Origin of the sequence: Furfurilactobacillus curtus (genome assembly GCF_045862785.1) — a bacterium.
Taxonomy (GTDB): Bacteria; Bacillota; Bacilli; order Lactobacillales; family Lactobacillaceae; genus Furfurilactobacillus; species Furfurilactobacillus curtus.
Genome location: NZ_BQXO01000001.1, coordinates 337,863 through 354,479 on the forward strand (window position 1 = coordinate 337,863; position 16,617 = coordinate 354,479).

The 16,617-nt window shown below is 43.8% G+C and carries 17 protein-coding genes; 3 read left to right on the forward strand and 14 right to left on the reverse strand.

Features of this window, described 5'->3' with window-relative positions:
- Positions 1–28: 28 nt before the first annotated feature.
- The 7 genes from dprA to ACKTR2_RS01860 all read right to left on the reverse strand — a co-directional run bounded on the left by dprA (position 29) and on the right by ACKTR2_RS01860 (position 5,541).
- Positions 29–916: a DNA-processing protein DprA gene (gene dprA / locus ACKTR2_RS01830; RefSeq protein WP_407882326.1), complete on the reverse strand. Its 888-nt coding sequence runs from the start codon at positions 914–916 to the stop codon at positions 29–31.
- 140 nt (positions 917–1,056) lie between these two features.
- The gene (locus ACKTR2_RS01835; protein WP_407882327.1) at positions 1,057–1,845 is read right to left on the reverse strand and encodes a ribonuclease HII; all 789 of its coding nucleotides are present in this window, start codon (positions 1,843–1,845) and stop codon (positions 1,057–1,059) included.
- On the reverse strand, positions 1,838–2,710 hold the full coding sequence (gene ylqF, locus ACKTR2_RS01840; protein WP_407882328.1) for a ribosome biogenesis GTPase YlqF: 873 nt from the start codon (positions 2,708–2,710) through the stop codon (positions 1,838–1,840). Before ylqF ends, ACKTR2_RS01835 begins: the two co-directional genes overlap by 8 nt.
- A 21-nt stretch (positions 2,711–2,731) precedes the next feature.
- Positions 2,732–2,953, reverse strand: coding sequence for a YozE family protein (locus tag ACKTR2_RS01845; protein WP_407882329.1), 222 nt, complete (start codon positions 2,951–2,953; stop codon positions 2,732–2,734).
- A gap of 25 nt (positions 2,954–2,978) precedes the next feature.
- Positions 2,979–3,614: a YpmS family protein gene (locus ACKTR2_RS01850; RefSeq protein WP_407882330.1), complete on the reverse strand. Its 636-nt coding sequence runs from the start codon at positions 3,612–3,614 to the stop codon at positions 2,979–2,981.
- A gap of 18 nt (positions 3,615–3,632) precedes the next feature.
- Positions 3,633–4,580 carry an SGNH/GDSL hydrolase family protein gene (locus ACKTR2_RS01855; RefSeq protein ID WP_407882331.1) on the reverse strand — a complete coding sequence of 316 codons (948 nt, stop codon included), beginning with the start codon at positions 4,578–4,580 and terminating at the stop codon, positions 3,633–3,635.
- A 118-nt stretch (positions 4,581–4,698) separates the two neighbouring features.
- Positions 4,699–5,541, reverse strand: a complete 843-nt coding sequence (locus ACKTR2_RS01860; protein WP_407882332.1) for a DegV family protein — start codon at positions 5,539–5,541, stop codon at positions 4,699–4,701.
- Positions 5,542–5,731: 190 nt separating this feature from the next.
- Here ACKTR2_RS01860 and trhA point away from each other — a divergent pair, with 190 nt between their 5' ends.
- Complete coding sequence (gene trhA, locus ACKTR2_RS01865; protein ID WP_407882333.1) at positions 5,732–6,376, forward strand: PAQR family membrane homeostasis protein TrhA; 645 nt, start codon at positions 5,732–5,734, stop codon at positions 6,374–6,376.
- Positions 6,377–6,447: 71 nt separating this feature from the next.
- Here trhA and ACKTR2_RS01870 read toward each other — a convergent pair whose 3' ends face one another.
- The 4 genes from ACKTR2_RS01870 to ACKTR2_RS01885 are packed head-to-tail and all read right to left on the reverse strand — an operon-like array spanning position 6,448 to position 11,095.
- Complete coding sequence (locus tag ACKTR2_RS01870) at positions 6,448–6,933, reverse strand: dihydrofolate reductase (protein WP_407882334.1); 486 nt, start codon at positions 6,931–6,933, stop codon at positions 6,448–6,450.
- A gap of 17 nt (positions 6,934–6,950) precedes the next feature.
- A complete protein-coding gene (locus ACKTR2_RS01875; RefSeq protein ID WP_407882335.1) occupies positions 6,951–7,901 on the reverse strand; it encodes a thymidylate synthase in 951 nt (316 codons plus the stop codon).
- A 46-nt stretch (positions 7,902–7,947) separates the two neighbouring features.
- The gene (locus ACKTR2_RS01880) at positions 7,948–9,846 is read right to left on the reverse strand and encodes an ABC-F family ATP-binding cassette domain-containing protein (RefSeq protein ID WP_407882336.1); all 1,899 of its coding nucleotides are present in this window, start codon (positions 9,844–9,846) and stop codon (positions 7,948–7,950) included.
- Between the two features lie 22 nt (positions 9,847–9,868).
- Positions 9,869–11,095 (reverse strand): CCA tRNA nucleotidyltransferase, encoded by a 1,227-nt coding sequence (locus ACKTR2_RS01885; protein WP_407882337.1) that lies wholly within the window; start codon positions 11,093–11,095, stop codon positions 9,869–9,871.
- 192 nt (positions 11,096–11,287) lie between these two features.
- Between ACKTR2_RS01885 and ACKTR2_RS01890 the strand changes: the two genes are divergently transcribed.
- Both ACKTR2_RS01890 and ACKTR2_RS01895 read left to right on the forward strand, forming a co-directional pair.
- Positions 11,288–12,166 carry a YitT family protein gene (locus tag ACKTR2_RS01890; RefSeq protein WP_407882338.1) on the forward strand — a complete coding sequence of 293 codons (879 nt, stop codon included), beginning with the start codon at positions 11,288–11,290 and terminating at the stop codon, positions 12,164–12,166.
- Between the two features lie 35 nt (positions 12,167–12,201).
- A complete protein-coding gene (locus ACKTR2_RS01895; protein ID WP_407882339.1) occupies positions 12,202–13,053 on the forward strand; it encodes a site-specific integrase in 852 nt (283 codons plus the stop codon).
- Between the two features lie 107 nt (positions 13,054–13,160).
- On the opposite strand, the gene ACKTR2_RS01900 is transcribed toward ACKTR2_RS01895, so the two are convergent.
- From ACKTR2_RS01900 to der, 3 genes are all read right to left on the reverse strand, one after another.
- The gene (locus ACKTR2_RS01900; protein ID WP_407882340.1) at positions 13,161–14,441 is read right to left on the reverse strand and encodes a tetratricopeptide repeat protein; all 1,281 of its coding nucleotides are present in this window, start codon (positions 14,439–14,441) and stop codon (positions 13,161–13,163) included.
- Between the two features lie 184 nt (positions 14,442–14,625).
- Positions 14,626–14,901 (reverse strand): HU family DNA-binding protein, encoded by a 276-nt coding sequence (locus tag ACKTR2_RS01905; protein WP_407882341.1) that lies wholly within the window; start codon positions 14,899–14,901, stop codon positions 14,626–14,628.
- Between the two features lie 238 nt (positions 14,902–15,139).
- Positions 15,140–16,450, reverse strand: a complete 1,311-nt coding sequence (der, locus tag ACKTR2_RS01910; RefSeq protein WP_407882342.1) for a ribosome biogenesis GTPase Der — start codon at positions 16,448–16,450, stop codon at positions 15,140–15,142.
- Between the last annotated feature and the right edge of the window lie 167 nt (positions 16,451–16,617).

Sequence of the window (16,617 nt, forward strand, 5' to 3'; positions counted from 1 at the left end):
ATTATTGGTGAATTTACTTCATCGTCATTCACTCATCACGTAGCTCAGCCATTAATTCAGTGGCAGTTGTAATCGGGGTGGCTCCAGCTGAAATCAACGCATTACAACCTTGCGAGAGTGGATCGGTGATACGGCCAGGGACGGCTAATACATTGCGATTTTCTTGCAACGCAATGTTGGCCGTAATCAGGCTGCCCGAATGTTGCGCTGCCTCCGTCACTAATACAGCCTGGGATAAACCAGCAATGATTCGGTTGCGCTCAGGAAACCGAAATCTAGCTGGCGGTGTGCCAAGTGGGTATTCACTTATTACCAGTTGATGGGTCATTAATTCGGCCTGTAATGATTGATGTGCAGCTGGATAAGTCACATCTAAGCCGGTGCCGATCACTGCCACTGTGCTAGTTTCATATTGAATCGCCAACTGATGACTAAACGCGTCAACTCCTGATGCTAAACCAGAAATAATTGGCGGATGTGTTTGCTTGGTTAACAATGGTGGCAGTAGTCTTTTTAATGCCAAACGCGAATAAGCAGTCGCTTTTCTGGCGCCCACCACGGCTAGGCCAGCGCAAGACGTTAATTGCCAATTTCCGCGACTAAATAAAACCAATGGCGCCGCATACAATTCACGTAAAAACGGCGGATAATCAGGATCTAAAATTGTTGTGATTTTGCTGGTTGCTTGGTTAAGATCAATTTGATTAGCAAGCTTAACTGATTGCCAAAAGATCTGGGCTTGATGAAAATCATCAGTTGACCAATCTAAAACTTCAGCCACTCGAGCCAAAGTTAGCCTTGTATCGATATGTGAACGTAAGTAGGCCCATAATTGACGCCGTTTGGCTAAACCAATGCCGGGTAAAAAATGAAATTTAACGAGAAAATCACGATTTGAAGCAAATGGATCGTTCATTATTTTCGAACCACCAACTCTTGAATTCAGCCGATCGCTGTATCAAAACATACGTTAAACCACCTAAAAAAAATCAAAAAAAAACAAATAAGACTGACCTTTCAACGATTGTCAGTCTTAACTGAATTTTATTCGACTTGCTACCGCAAGGCTTTGGCAACTGGACTAAAGGAACGACGATGAATTGGCGTTACACCAAGATCATCGATCGCCTGTAAATGCGCTTTAGTCCCATAGCCATCATTTTGTTGGAAATGATAACCAGGATAAACGCGATCATATAAAGACATCAAATGATCGCGATAAACTTTGGCCACGATGCTGGCCGCACCAATGCTGACAGAACGGGCATCACCTTTGATCAACTTTTCTTGTGGGATTGGCACATCGATTTGCATGGCATCAATCAATAATTGATCTGGCGTCTGTGCTAATGACAACACAGCATCTCGCATAGCGACACGTGTTGCCTGATAAATATTTAACTCATCAATTTTTTGGGGTGAAGCTACGCCAATACTGACCTGACGACACTGCGCTAAAATCTGCGGATATAAGACTTCACGGGTTGCTGCCGATAATTGTTTAGAGTCATTGACAGCAGTTAAATTAAAATCAGTCGGTAATTCAATCGCGCACGTTACAACGGGGCCGGCCAGTGGTCCACGACCAACTTCGTCAATACCGACGACATGCTGACGCCCTTTAGACCAAGCCATCCGTTCCAATAACCAGTGCTCTTCGAACTGCGTCTGCGCTTGAATTGTCATTTCCAGCCGGTGTTTGGTGACCGTTAAATAACGTTGAACACCTTTACGAGGATCTTGATATAATGCTACCAACTGCGGATCATCCAGCGCCGTAATCTGGTCTAGCTGTGCTTTAATTTGGGCGATTGTCTTGTGTTTATCGGTTTCCGAGTCACTCATCATCTGCGGCTCCTTGTGTCATTGTTGGTACTGTATCAAATGTAAACCGACCAATTTTTCCCTTTCGCAAATCAAAAATAAGTCGTTCACTGCCGCGATCGTAATCATCTTTAAATCCGAGACGGTGGGTGATGGCGAGCAAAACATCAACATTTGTCGCGTCAAGTTCCTGGGTACTTAAATGATACCGATCAGTTAAACGAGTCAACTGATCTTGAGAGCGCATAAATTCAATTGCCGTCAAGGCAATATCATCCTTAGCAAATAATGCATCCTTAATTGCTCCGGTTAAGGCTAATTTTTGTCCCACTTGCGGGTCCTCAAATTTAGGCCATAAAATTCCTGGAGTATCCAACAGTTGCAAGTCATTGCCCGCCTTTAGCCATTGCTGCTTTTTGGTCACACCGGGACGATCGCCAGTAATCGCCACTTTTTTATTAACTAATCGATTGAGCAACGTGGATTTACCAACGTTGGGGATGCCAGCAACCACGGCACGGATGACCCGTGATTGAATCCCTTTTTCGGCGGCATGTGCTTGCTGAACTTTCAAAACTTGACGCGCCGCTTTAGTGAGGTCACCAACCAATTTACGATCGTTGACATCGACAGCTATCGCAGGTTGGTGATGCGCTTGATAATAACGCAGCCAGGCTGCTGTCTGACGTGGATCAGCCAAATCGCTTTTTTCTAAAATTAATAACCGCGGTTTATTAGCTACGATCTCGTCTAGCTCCGGATTTCTAGAAGATTCTGGAATCCGTGCATCGACTAATTCAAACACGATGTCGATGACTTTTAAATTTTCTCGTAGTTGTCGAAGGGCTTTGGCCATATGACCAGGGAACCACTGAATCTGCGCCATCACTGCACCTACTTTCCCTCTTTACATTTCCGACTCTAAGTATTGATGCCACGCATCATCAAACACATCCATACTTGGTAAATAATTACCATTTAATTCAAAATATCGTGATAAATCATCAAAATTCGTTGCTTGTTTTGGAAATGCTTGATCTAAAAACGCATTATTGGCAAATTGGGCAACAGGCTCATAACTGGATGGATTTCTTTTCGTCATCAAGAACTGATAAAAGCTACGTCGCATGAAAACTCCTTTCATGAAAAAATTGTTACTTAACCTCTTTATTAAAAGCTGCTTGTGGAATGCCCGCTTTAAAGATATACGTACCACTATTAACATCCAATGTTTCAGCGCGGACAGTTAGCGATCGTTTAGGTCCGATTTTACCTAAATCAAGGTTGACCGTATTGTTTTTGGCATCAGCAGTGACACCCTTAGGAAATTGGTAATGGCGCGCCACAAATGTCATCACGAAATGAACCGGTAAAGGCAATCGACCTATGGCCATCCTTGTGGCATGCAACTTAATGTTGCCTTGCTTTGTGACCGTTGGATCCATAATCAAACCATACGTCAGATTAGCCCCCAGAAATTTGGTTTTTCCATATAACATCGCGTGTTTGTTAATAACAAATCGGTAATTGTACTTGTTATTCTTAGTATGGTTAATGTAATAATCGGCCAACGCATTCACCTGTTTGGTATTCAATTGTACCTGAAATGTTGCGTTAGATTGCTGGACTGGTTGTGTAACTTCCACTGGTTGGGAAATTGGGGCCGTCGCTTCAAAACCAACCCATAAACCAATGATGATCATCAATCCCGCCAGAATCAAAGTTGCTGTGCGCCAACCGTTATGCGAATGTGTTTTTTGGGGTGACGCTTGTTGACTTCTTTGTGCCACGTGAGACTCTCCTTTATTTTATGGGCGCCATTGTTGATGCTGCTGCATTGTTTTATACAATACGTTGGTCATTTGTGTATAACCGGTGTAATTTGGATGAAAATGATCTGCTGGTGACAGATATTTATTCAATTCGCCATCTGGATTCGTCATCAGCGATTTTTCAACCGTTTGACCATTAACACCATTCTTATTCACTTGTGCATCTTTGGTTGCAAGGGCGGCGCGCTTCTCGACCGTATCAAATTGTCCGTAAGACAAGCGCTGGTTAATGTCCATAAAATACAACCGGGCAAACGGCTTACCAACTGATTTTGTCGTTTGATTAAATTCGTTGATATAAACATTGAGCTGCGGCACGTTCGCAAAGTAAACATACACTGGATTGTAGATACTAAACAAAAAGATCGGAGCGGTTGGATTTAACGATCGAACCTGCGTCAGCAGACTGGTCAATTTAGCAGCATAAGTCCGCTGTGTATTGGCGACTGCAGTATCCATTTTTGCGATGCTAGTTGAGCCATCAGCTGTCGCTGCTTGAAAGCCTTGCATCAGGTCGTTACCGCCCACCGTCATCACGATCGCATCAGCAGATTTTACCTTCTTCTGCATTGCACTGGAAGCCGTTAAACGGGCCTGAATTTGGTCCGAGCGATCGCCGGCCTTACCATAGTTACTAGTTGTCACCGCTAAATGGTCTTTTTTAATGAGTTGTTGTCGAATTTGCCCAACATAACCACCTTGTTTACGTTGATCGCCAACTCCTTGGGTTAATGAATCGCCTAAAGCAACTAAACGAACTGATTTGGACTTAGCCGGTCGTTTACGAATCTTTTTCATTGTTGAAGGACGTGTCTGTGCATTAATCGAAACTTGGTTACTCTGAAATAGCCACCAAGACGCTAAACCCGCCACCGCCGTTGCAACAACTAGTAATGTGGTAATTAAGATTTTAAATCGTTTCATAAATACCCTCCCGCCAGCGGTTGTTTTAAAAAAGGTTAAGCCCTGACCGCTAGTGATTCACGATCTCGCTCAACCTCTTGAATCATGTTAAGTTTGTTTGCGCCAGAATTTCTGCCGATTAATCAGTATAATACATCAGCGCGAAAGCCCCTTGACCAGCATGGGTTGAAATAATCGAGGCCGTTTGACGAACCACAATTGGCACATCTGGAAAGAGTTGTCTAACATGCTCGGCAATTTGATTAGCCGTGTCCGGCGCACCCGCATGAGAGATCCCGACACTGGCGACATGTCCAGCCGCCTGCATATCGGCATACGCTTCGTTTAAAAATTTGGTGATCGTTTTCATACCCCGGCCTTTTGTCGTTACTTCAATTTGGCCTTTGATGACTTCCAGGCCTACTTTAATATTTAATAAGTTAGAGACCAAACCAACAGCCCGACTGATGCGACCACCAGCAACTAAATTATCCAACTTAATCACGCCCATGAATAGCCGTGAATGATCACGAACGTTGACTGTTTCCGAAATGACCTCATCCAGACTGGCACCAGTAGCTGCTAATTTAGCCGCGGCCAGTACCTGAAAAGCTAAACCGCGGTCTGTCGTTTGTGAGTCGAGCACGGTTACGTCGCTACTAGAAAGCTGGGCAGCCTGCCGAGCGGCCTCCACTGTACCAGAAATAGAGGCCATCATATTGATGCTTAAAACTGGTGATCCATCTGCTCCCAATTGATCAAATACTTCCACGAAGCGACCTAATGGCGGTTGACTAGTTTTTGGTAACGCTTTAGCAGCGACCATTTTCGTCATAAACTCTTCATTAGTGATCGTCTCTCGTTCTACATAAACGGTACCATCGATCATGACTGAGAGTGGGATGATCGCGATATCATACTGGCTGATTTCCGCTTCAGTTAACCCCGCTGAAGAATCAGTAACGATTTTTACATTCGGCATAACAATTAATCCCACGCTTTCTCCCTGCAATCTTCACTGTATTCCATGCCGTGCTACAATGAAAACTACGAAACAATTAGTACGATCAGTATACCAAATTTTCTGACACTTTTCAGACTTCTCACATTTTATGGGTTATCTTTGACATTTCACAAGAAAATAAAACGCATCAATTTTTTGGAGGCAACTTATGGAACACCCTGTACATTCACGTGCCTATGAAATCGTAAATGAAATTTTTAATGCGACCACTCACGGTATCGGCTTCGGCTTAGCCATTGCTGGTCTCGTTATTTTAGTCGTTCGTGCTGTTCATACCGGTTCATCCTTACGTGTGACAACCTTTGCCATTTATGGCAGTATTCTTGTCTTGTTCTATTTAGCCTCTACCCTGTTTCACGCCTTGATTTTTACTCGCGCCAAACACCTCTTTCAAATTTTCGACCATAGTGCAATCTATCTACTCATCGCAGGCACTTATACCCCTTATTGCCTGCTAGTAATTGGTGGTGCTAAGGGTTGGTGGATTCTCAGTGTGATTGTCCTGATGGCTATCTGTGGCGTCATCTACAAAGCACTGTGGCTAGGCCGCTATAACGTTATTTCAACCGTCATTTACGTGGTCATGGGCTGGATGTGCGCCCTTGCCTTTCCCCAACTCTATCATGGTTTAGGCCCGACCGGATTCTGGTTATTAGTCAGTGGCGGCGTTGCATTTACCGTTGGCGCTATCATTTATAGTTTTCAAGACATTCCGTTCGGACATGTGATCTGGCACCTGTTCGTGATGCTGGGAACCATTTTAATGTATTTCTCAGTTTTGTTATATGCATAGTCGTCAACGTCAAACGCCCGCACCAATGTCTTATTTGCATTGGCGCGGGCGTTACCGATTCAGGTTTAGAATTAAATGCGTTCATAAGTTTCAAACCGATATGGCCAAACGTTCTGATCGTCCACTGGATGGACATCCACGTTTGTTAAATGCCAATCAGCAGCATCAATCGTTGGCATTTTGGTATCACCACTAAAGGATGCATCAATGCGGGTAACGAGTAAACGATCCGCTTGTGGCATCAGGGCTTGGTATAGTCGGACACCGCCGATAACAAACAATTGCTCATTGTGATGCTGTCGCAAGTATTGCTTCAACATGGCTAGGTTACGCATCAAAAGCACGCCAGCTGGCGCCGATAACGTCGCTGAAAGCACCACATTGGTCCGTTTTGGCAGTGGCCGGCCAATTGATAAAAAGGTTTGTTTACCCATAATCACAGTCTGACCAGTTGTTTGCTGGCGGAAAAATCGTGCGTCAGCGGGTAAATGCCAAGGCAACTTACCTTGGTTTCCAATCACGTGGTTTTCATCTTCGGCCCAAATTAATGTTAACATTGCCCCGCCTCCTTGCTTTAAACAGCGACAGGAGCTTTAATCGCCGGTAATGGATCATAATTTTCAACTTTAATATCTTTCATATCGTAATCAAAAATACTCTCTTTATCGTCGTTAAGCCATAATGTCGGCGCCGCCTTAGGTGTACGTGACAACTGTTCAGCAACTTGGTCTAAGTGGTTCAAATAAATATGGGCGTCGCCTAACGTGTGCACAAATTCGCCAACTTCCAAATGACACTCTTTGGCAATCATTGAGGTTAGCAGGGCATAACTAGCAATATTAAATGGCACGCCTAAGAAAATATCTCCTGATCGTTGATACAGCTGACAGGATAACTTTCCGTCCGCAACATAAAATTGGAACAACGTGTGACACGGTGGTAAGGCCATAGTTGGCACATCTTCAGGATTCCAAGCTGAAACAATCAGTCGACGTGAATCTGGATGGGTTTTGATCATTTCAATCACATCCCCGAGTTGATCAATCGTCTGACCAGTCGATGTTTTCCATTTACGCCATTGTGATCCATAAACCAACCCGAGTTCACCAAAACGCGCCGCAAAAGCATCATCAGTCAAAATTAGGTCATCAAATCGTTTTTTCTCTGACTGATAGGCAATGTTAAAATCTGGATCAGATTGGCTTCGCCGACCAAAATTCGTCATATCTGGGCCCTGATATACATCACTATCAATATATCGCTGAAACGCCCACTCATCCCAAATGTGATTTTTATGCTCGAGTAAATAGCGGATATTAGTATCCCCGTGTAAGAACCACAATAGCTCGCTTTTAATGAGGCCGAAGGGGACTTTTTTGGTCGTTAATAAGGGAAACCCCTCACTCAGATCAAAGCGCATCTGATAGCCAAATGTTGATCTGGTTCCTGTACCCGTGCGATCTGTCTTCACATTTCCGTGCTCATAAACATACCGTTCTAGTTGTAAATAGGCATCTTCTAGCATTGTGCGGCTCCCTTTCGTCTCCATCCATCAGTAGTTAAATTAGTCGCTAAACAAACTGGCTCAAATACTCCCATCGTTCCATGGCGGTGGTCAAATCAGCGTCCACTGTTTCAAACTGATGTTGCAGCTCGGCTAATTTACCATAATCAGAACCGTTTTCTGTCATGGCTTGGTTAATCGTTGTCTTTTGCTGCTCCAACTCATCAATTTTGGCTTCAATTCCATCCCACTCTTGCTGTTCCTTGTATGTGAGTTTGTGTTTTTCAGATACTGGCGACGGTGCCCCAGATTCACGATGATCAGTGTGAATAGCAGTCGAAGGTGCCGACTGCTTCGTTTGAACTTGGGCTTGCTGACGAACTAAATAATCTGTAAAGCGTCCATTAAAGCGTTCAATTTGACCATGACCGTCAAAAATCAACAATTGATCGGCCACTTTGTCTAAGAAGTAACGATCATGGGATACCGTGATAACAGTGCCCGCAAAATGACTTAAATAATCTTCTAAGACAGTTAATGTACCAATATCCAAATCGTTGGTTGGCTCATCTAAAAATAACACATTTGGTTGACTCATGAGTAATTTAAGTAAGTATAACCGACGCTTCTCACCACCTGACAATTTACGGATCAATGTACCATGCATGAACCGTGGGAATAAGAATTGTTCTAACAAATTGGTCGTGCTAATCTCATTGCCATCGACATCACGAACCGTTTCGGCAACTTCATTAAGATAATTAATCACGCGCTTGTCGCCAGGAATTGGCTCTGTTTGCTGGGTATAATACGCTAATTTAACAGTCTCACCAATGGTAACCGTGCCACTATCCAATGGTAACCTGTGTGCAAGCACGTTTAACAAGGACGTCTTACCTGCACCGTTTTTACCGGTAATCCCAATTCGATCGCGGGCTTGAATGAGCAAATTAAAATCGTTCAAAATTTGGTGCTGCCCGAGGACTAAATTTGCGTGCTCCACGTTAATGACTTTTTTACCCAACCGCTGTTGACCCAAATTAATGTCGACATCGTCATCAGTCTGAGCGGTGTGCAAGTTATCTTTCAACTCGTTAAAATGGTTCACACGGGCTTGCTGTTTGGTCCCCCGCGCTTGTGGCGATGTCCGCATCCACGCCAACTCTTTTTTATAGAGTTGCGTTTGCTTACGGTCAGCGTCTAACTCATGGGCGACCCGATCTGCTTTTTGCGCAACAAAAGCTTGATAATTACCTTCGTATTCATACAGTTGACCAAACGACAGCTCAAAGATCCGAGTTGCCACGGCGTCTAAGAAATAACGATCATGCGTGACGACGAGCACCGCACCACGATAACTTGCTAAATATTTTTGTAACCAATCAATCGAGTCAAAGTCTAAATGGTTCGTCGGCTCATCCAACAACAACAGATCAGGCGCCTGAATCAAGACTTGGGCTAAGCCGACGCGCTTTCGTTGACCACCCGATAATGTGGCCACCGGTTGATGCAAATCAGTAATATGCAATTGACTTAGAATTGTCTTCACATTACTTTCAGCAAGCCAAGCATCCTCCTGATTCATTTTTGCTTCTGCCTGCGTGTAACGATTCAACGCAGCTTCATCATTTGGCTGCGCACCAAAATCAGCAAGTGCCTGTTCGTAAGCCCGAATCGTGGCAAAAACCGGTTGAGCGCCGGCGAAGACGGCGTCCAAAACTGACAATTGATCATCTAATTCTGGTATTTGCTTTAGATAACTAATTCGGTAATCATTCGGCGTGTCAATCTGACCTGAGTCTTGTGGATCGATCCCAGCCAGCGTATTCAACAGGGAAGTTTTACCACTGCCATTAGTTCCAATAAGACCAATTCGATCAGTCTCACCAATTAAAAAGGAAACTTGATTAAATAAGGTTTTCTCACCATAATTTCTTGTTAAATCTTCTGCTCGTAAAGTTTGCATAGCTTCCTTATCACCTGTTATTTCATTCTGATGCGTTAGCGGATTTTTGCTGTTCGATAACCTGCGCAACTAAAGCCGCGTGATCATTTTTCACTTCGCCTGCTAGTACCGTATCGACTAATTGATCAAGTGTCTGACCAATTGCTGGCCCAGGCGTCATACCTAGACCCTGTATTAGATCTTTCCCCGTTATGGCCAATTCACGGGTATTTCGAATCGGCAACTTATCATAGACTTCAAGCCACTGATTGGGATCTTCAGGACCATAACCACTATAGCGGGCAACATTAGTCCCTGCACGGATGGTTCCAGGGTCTAGATCAAATAACAATCGTGGTTTTACCCGATGATACTGTTGCGCATACGTTAGATGTAACGCCATTACCACTGCTTTAATAATGTGATTAGCTGTCTTCCAAACTTGCAAGAATTCGACCGTATCTTGATAGGAAAGCCCTAAATGCAAGGCGACCAATGTCCAAACTTCGACCTCGTCGGTCATTTGCAAATGTGGCAAAGTGGCAATCGTTGATAAATCAATCGTATGACCAATAAAACCAGGACAATAATCCGCTAATTTAGTTTGAATCATCAAGCTAAGGCCGCGTTGGGCGGCCGGACCAATCATCATTTTGACGAATTCTTCATGAATACGTTCAACTGCAATTTTGCTTAAGAGTGGCGCATGATCTTTAATTGCTTTTTGTGTTTGTGGTTCGATCGTAAAGTTCAACTGACTTGCAAAGCGTACGGCCCGCATCATCCTTAATGCATCTTCACCGAATCGTGCTTCTGGATCGCCGACCGCCCGAATAATTTTAGCTGCGAGGTCATCTAGGCCATGAAACAAGTCCACGACTGTTCCGTCTTGCTTGAGTGCAAGGGCGTTAATCGTAAAATCGCGGCGCTTTAAATCATCAGCTAATTGCCGAACGAACGTGACTTCATCAGGTCGTCGATAATCCTGATAACCGGATTCGGTCCGAAAAGTGGTTGTTTCATAACCATTGCCGTGATCTAAAACCATGACAGTTCCATGTTCAATTCCCGTATCGACCGTTCGTTTAAATAAGGCCTTAACCTCTTGTGGATAGGCACTCGTGGCGATATCGACATCATGGATTGGTTTGCCTAAGATCGTATCGCGAACCGAACCACCCACGAAGTAGGCTTCATACCCAGCTGATTCTAATTTAGTTAGAATGGGCTGAGCGTTTTTAAATTCTTCTGGTAGTTGTGCCAAACGCATACCACCGCCTCCTATATATTGATTAATCTTCAATTTAAATTCACTAATTAACGTAACTATTTTTTCGATAATCGCATCATGCTTCTGTCATATCTTAGCAGAAATTCTCTATGCTGACACTATGGTCAATCTTTTGTTAGTCTGCTATCTTTAGTGTTAATTAAACTGGCAAGCGCTAGATTGGGGACCCTTATGCGACAAGATGAATCAATGCGACTCCGAGATTTTTTGTTTATTGCCGTTGGCGCGGCCATGTATGCGTTTGGCTTAGTGTATGTCAACATCGTTAACCGCTTAGCTGATGGCGGTGTCGCCGGCATTTCCTTAATTTTACGGGCATTATTCCAATGGAATCCAGCCTATACCACATTGGCAATCAACATCCCTCTCTTATTAATTGGGTGGCGTTTATTAGGCCGCCGCTCGTTTATTTACACTGTCTTTGGGATTATGATGTTGTCAGTTTGGCTATGGGTTTGGCAGCAAATTCCACTCAGCATCAATATTCATCACGATTTATTCATTGCCGGGGTAGTAGCTGGTATCACCGGTGGTTTCGGCTGTGGTCTGGTGTATCGTTCCGGCGGCACACTGGGTGGAACCGATATCATTGCGCGAATTTTTGAAAAACAAAGTGGTGTGCCAATGGGTCGCAGTCTACTAGTTCAAGATGTGATTGTCCTAGTCGCTTCATTAATTTATATCGACATTGTTCATATGATGTATACCCTGTTGTGTGCCTTTGTCTTCACTCAGATCGTTAACTTTACTTTATCTGGCGCATACGCTGCTAGAGCGATCATGATTTTAAGTGACAAAAACGAAGCCATCGCCGCTGCCATCATTGAAGAACTTCAGCGGGGAGTTACGACCTTGGATGCTCAAGGTGCCTTCACCAGTACCCCGCGCAAAATGATTTACTGTGTCATCAGTCCCCGAGAAGTTCAAACCATGCGGCGGATTGTTGATCGCATCGACGATCATGCCTTCATGTCTATTCTACCGGTAGAACAGAATTTAGGTGAAGGCTTTTCCTTCAAAGTTGTTAAACGGCGCTCATTTTTAGACTGATCTATTTGAAAATCTGATCGGAAAGGAATTCCTTTATGTCAACGGCTGACTATCCATATCAAAGAGAATTTGAAGCAGCGCTAGCTCGTCAACCCCTAGCGCCTGCCACAATTGCGCAATATCGGGCAGATCTGACCGCTTTTTTTGATGATTTAAATCATACTAATTCTGGCTTTGCTGCCGATCCGCAACTCGCCAACATCTTTGATCGCGATATTGCGGCCTATTTAGAACGTCGCCTGGCCAACCAAACGATGGCGTCAAACACTTATAACAAGACACTATCGCATCTCAATAAATACTTCAGTTATGCTTTCAGCCACCATCTGACACCAGAATTACCCACGTTGACGTTGCACAGTCGTCCGTTAGCCAAACCGATTACTTTAACAATGACTTGGTTAGACGAGCTAGGAGAGCTTGTCGAGGACGGACAATTACACTTCTATACGCGCTTTAGTTTAATTTTACTGAGCAAAGGCTTTACAGCGAGTGAATTCTTACAGCCCAACTTTGAACAAACCATTGTATCTTTAGATTGGTTACCATTTGAACGGCAATTCTACCAAGCTTTTCGCCATTTTATTGAACCTTTGCAGATCAAACAACAGTCAAGTGGATTCTTTCTTAAGCAACGCTTGGATTTAGCTAATCCCCGCCTCACTTTACCAGCGCTACACAAATATTTACATCAAGATGAGACTCGTGCTGGCTTTTCACTAGCACCACGCATGCTTCACCAAGCCTACGTTCTTCATTATCTAACGACGCATCGCCAGGCAAGTGATCAAGACCTTATGAATACACTACGCTTGACCGCCAACGCTTTGAACTATTACCAACGTTTGTTACCTCAGCTAATCGTTTCAGATGAAGTCTCAAAGTAGTCCTCATATGCGATCGAGACAAAGGTAAAATCTGGCGTTCCTTTTTAATTTTTAAGTCGATAAACAAACGGGACATAAGTCAAATGACTTATGTCCCGTTTGCTAGTCTAATAACCCTGATCTTCGTAATCTTCGAGTTCAGCAGCCATTTCTTCATCGTCTGGTTGTAGCTTCAAGTAATTGCGTAAAAGGTCAACAGCCGCATCGATATCGCCTTGTGCGCGATAAAAATAAAAGGCTGGCTTTAAAAAGTCGGTATTTGTCTCAAAGTATGGTCGCGCCGCATCATAGTAAGTTTGCGCTTGATCGGGCTCTTCTAAGCGCGTATAAGAGACGGCTAAGTTCCAGTATACCTGGGGGTCAACTTGATCATTTTGAACATACTGAGAAGCCAAATCAACATTAGCCACATCCTGCTGTCGCTGGACGTATAAGTTACTCAATTGCAGCATGAGTGTTTGGTTATCAGGATCTAAAGCTAACCCTCGCTTGAAATAATCTTCAGCTGCCGATTCGTCTTGCAATCGCAATGCAAGATTGGCTGCTTGTCCATACAAATCCTGATTATATTCGTCGATAGCTAGTCCTTGCTGTGCAACCTTATAGGCCTCTTCCAGGCGGTTTTCATCAGTTAATGCCTGCGCTAAAAAAGGATACAACGATGCATACGATGGATCTTCTTCCTGTAACTGCCCAAATGTTTCAATTGCCTTGGCATTTTCCTTTAATTGCGTATAAACAAAGCCTAGCTGGAAACGGACATCCGGCGTTAAATCTCCCTGATGAATCTGTTCAAGATAGCCGACCGCCTGTTCAAATTTACCAGCATTAGCATAAGCCACCCCGATCCGGGACACTAAATCCACATCTTCCATTTTAGGAATCCCACGTTTAATTAAATCGAGATAATAAGCAATTGCTTTTTGATACTCACGCATCATGAAATAAAATTCACCCAGCGCAAACAAGACCACAGGCTCGTCAGGCGCCAATCGTTCAGCTGCCAGCAATTTTTGCTCACTAACTTCGAACAATTCTTCCGATTGATAAAGATCAGCTGCGACCAGCAAACTTTGCAAATAGGCTGGTGAGCTTGGACTAACGCTATTTAAATAATCAGTGGCAGCGTCAAGGTCATCTTCATCAATGGCAATATCTGCTAAACTGGTGCGTAACTCATCCTCATTGGGATACTGCTTTAATAAATTTTCATAAATCCGTTGGGCTTTTTTGTTAAATCCAAGTCCATATAATTGTTCAGCTAAATTATATAACGTGTTATCGTCATCTTTACGTAGCGCCCAAGCATAGAGCTTATTGGCCTCATCCAACTGGCCACTTTGCAAAGCGTCTAACATCTGTTCGGAATAACTATTTGCTTCACTCATCTTTAGCCTCCATCATGATTGACACATCAGTGTACGCCATTTTCTCAAAAGTTACCAGTCAGGTTAACCCCAGGTCAAAGCAGAAATTCAAGCATATTAGTCTGAATTAGTGAGTTTCGGCAAGTCTCTAAATCAGTGCGTAAAAAAAGACTCGGTTGCCCGAGTCTCATCCGTCAGTAATAAATTACTTAACGGCATCCTTCAAAGCTTTACCTGGCTTGAATGCAGGTACCTTGCTTGCAGGAATTTCGATTTCTTGCCCAGTTTGTGGGTTACGGCCCTTACGAGCAGCGCGTGAGCGTACTTCGAAGTTACCGAAACCGATCAATTGAACTTTGTCGCCTTTGGCTAAGCTCTTTTGAACTGAAGCGAAGACTGCATCAACTGCAGCAGTTGCGTCCTTCTTGGTTAAACCAGTTGCTGCTGCAACATCGTTAACTAATTGTGCCTTGTTTGCCATGTGAGATTTCACCTCCGGATTTGGGCTTAGACGTTTAAATATGTAAACATCTAGTTGCCATCTCTGAGTGGTCCAGAAATGGCGAAACAATAACGGAAAACCGCATCATTTCACCATTCAATTTACCACACGGGCCCTAATTGAACAAGCAAAAAAGGGCATTTTTCCTTGTTAAATCAATGTTTCAGAGCATTTTTATAGGGAAAGTTGATCTCGAGCCATCGATTGACTTATACAACTATTTTCTTTGCCGAGCAATTAAGTGAATTGGCGTCCCCGTAAAGTCAAAAGCTTGGCGAATTTGATTCTCTAAAAATCGTTCATACGAAAAGTGTAACAGTTCCGGGTCGTTAACAAATAGGACAAAAGTTGGCGGCTTGATGGCCACTTGGGTCACGTAGTAGACGCGCAAACGACGGCCATTGCTTGTCGGCGTTGGTGTCGTTGCAATGGCATCTGTGATTACGTCGTTTAATGTTGAAGACTGGATGCGTTTACGGTGATTCTCATCAACTTGTTTAATTAACGCAGGTAAACGATCTAACCGTTGACGAGTCTTTGCCGAAACAAAGACGATCGGCGCGTAATCTAGATATTGAAATTCTTCGCGAATGGTCGCCTCAAAATTCGCCATCGTGTGATTATCTTTGGCCAATGTATCCCACTTATTGACGACGATAATAATCGCCCGCCCCGCTTCATGCGCGTAACCAGCTACATGCTTATCTTGTTCACGAATGCCTTCTTCAGCATTCAAGACGACTAACACCACATCACTTTTATCAATGGCGCTCATTGCGCGCATCACGGAGTAACGCTCGGTATTTTCATACACCTTTCCGCGTTTACGCAATCCAGCTGTGTCGACCATGGTGAACTCATCCCCATCTGCAGCCGTAAAACGGGTGTTAATGGCATCTCTGGTGGTACCTGAGATATCCGATACAATGACTCGTTCTTCACCCAACAATGCATTGACAATGGAAGACTTGCCAACATTGGGCCGTCCAATCAGACTGAAACGAATCGTGTCATCATCCTCATTTTCCGCGTCATCAGGAAATTCTTTCACGACGGCATCTAGCAAATCTCCTAAACCGGTTCCGTGAGCGCCAGAAATTGGGTAAGGATCCCCAAATCCAAGTGTATAAAAATCATAAATCTGTTGACGTTGTTCGGGATTATCAGCTTTATTGACCGCCAATAAAACCGGCTTATCGGCCCGATATAAAATTCGCGCCACTTGTTCATCTTCATCAGTAACGCCTTCTGGAGCGCTAGTAAGAAAGACAATCACATCCGCCTCATCAATTGCAATCTCAGCTTGTTCAGTAATTTGAACTGAAAATGGTTGATCCGAGAGATCGATTCCCCCCGTATCAATTAAATTAAACTGATGGCCTAGCCATTCTGCTGAAGCATAAATCCGATCGCGTGTAACACCCGGTGTATCTTCAACGATCGAGATACGATCGCCGACTAACCGATTGAAAATGGTCGATTTACCGACATTTGGTCGGCCAACAATCGCCACTGTTGGATTTGACATCTCGTCCCTCCTTTAAAATAATTTTTACTAATTCCGCTTAAACCTCGTCTCAGTGTACGCAATCCCATCAGAATACGCAATAACCACCACTGGATTTTGCCTATACTGATTGAGTATTGGACACATCTGGATATAAAAAAATCCCCGAAGACGGGGATTTCACGAAA

What these genes read in the sequence shown, in the direction of transcription:
- dprA (WP_407882326.1), bottom strand. Translation starts at nt 916, where the DNA reads ATGAACGATCCATTTGCTTCAAATCGTGATTTTCTCGTTAAATTTCAT.
- ACKTR2_RS01835 (WP_407882327.1), bottom strand. Translation starts at nt 1,845, where the DNA reads ATGAGTGACTCGGAAACCGATAAACACAAGACAATCGCCCAAATTAAA.
- ylqF (WP_407882328.1), bottom strand. Translation starts at nt 2,710, where the DNA reads ATGGCGCAGATTCAGTGGTTCCCTGGTCATATGGCCAAAGCCCTTCGA.
- ACKTR2_RS01845 (WP_407882329.1), bottom strand. Translation starts at nt 2,953, where the DNA reads ATGCGACGTAGCTTTTATCAGTTCTTGATGACGAAAAGAAATCCATCC.
- ACKTR2_RS01855 (WP_407882331.1), bottom strand. Translation starts at nt 4,580, where the DNA reads ATGAAACGATTTAAAATCTTAATTACCACATTACTAGTTGTTGCAACG.
- ACKTR2_RS01860 (WP_407882332.1), bottom strand. Translation starts at nt 5,541, where the DNA reads ATGCCGAATGTAAAAATCGTTACTGATTCTTCAGCGGGGTTAACTGAA.
- trhA (WP_407882333.1), top strand. Translation starts at nt 5,732, where the DNA reads ATGGAACACCCTGTACATTCACGTGCCTATGAAATCGTAAATGAAATT.
- ACKTR2_RS01870 (WP_407882334.1), bottom strand. Translation starts at nt 6,933, where the DNA reads ATGTTAACATTAATTTGGGCCGAAGATGAAAACCACGTGATTGGAAAC.
- ACKTR2_RS01875 (WP_407882335.1), bottom strand. Translation starts at nt 7,901, where the DNA reads ATGCTAGAAGATGCCTATTTACAACTAGAACGGTATGTTTATGAGCAC.
- ACKTR2_RS01880 (WP_407882336.1), bottom strand. Translation starts at nt 9,846, where the DNA reads ATGCAAACTTTACGAGCAGAAGATTTAACAAGAAATTATGGTGAGAAA.
- ACKTR2_RS01885 (WP_407882337.1), bottom strand. Translation starts at nt 11,095, where the DNA reads ATGCGTTTGGCACAACTACCAGAAGAATTTAAAAACGCTCAGCCCATT.
- ACKTR2_RS01890 (WP_407882338.1), top strand. Translation starts at nt 11,288, where the DNA reads ATGCGACAAGATGAATCAATGCGACTCCGAGATTTTTTGTTTATTGCC.
- ACKTR2_RS01895 (WP_407882339.1), top strand. Translation starts at nt 12,202, where the DNA reads ATGTCAACGGCTGACTATCCATATCAAAGAGAATTTGAAGCAGCGCTA.
- ACKTR2_RS01900 (WP_407882340.1), bottom strand. Translation starts at nt 14,441, where the DNA reads ATGAGTGAAGCAAATAGTTATTCCGAACAGATGTTAGACGCTTTGCAA.
- ACKTR2_RS01905 (WP_407882341.1), bottom strand. Translation starts at nt 14,901, where the DNA reads ATGGCAAACAAGGCACAATTAGTTAACGATGTTGCAGCAGCAACTGGT.
- der (WP_407882342.1), bottom strand. Translation starts at nt 16,450, where the DNA reads ATGTCAAATCCAACAGTGGCGATTGTTGGCCGACCAAATGTCGGTAAA.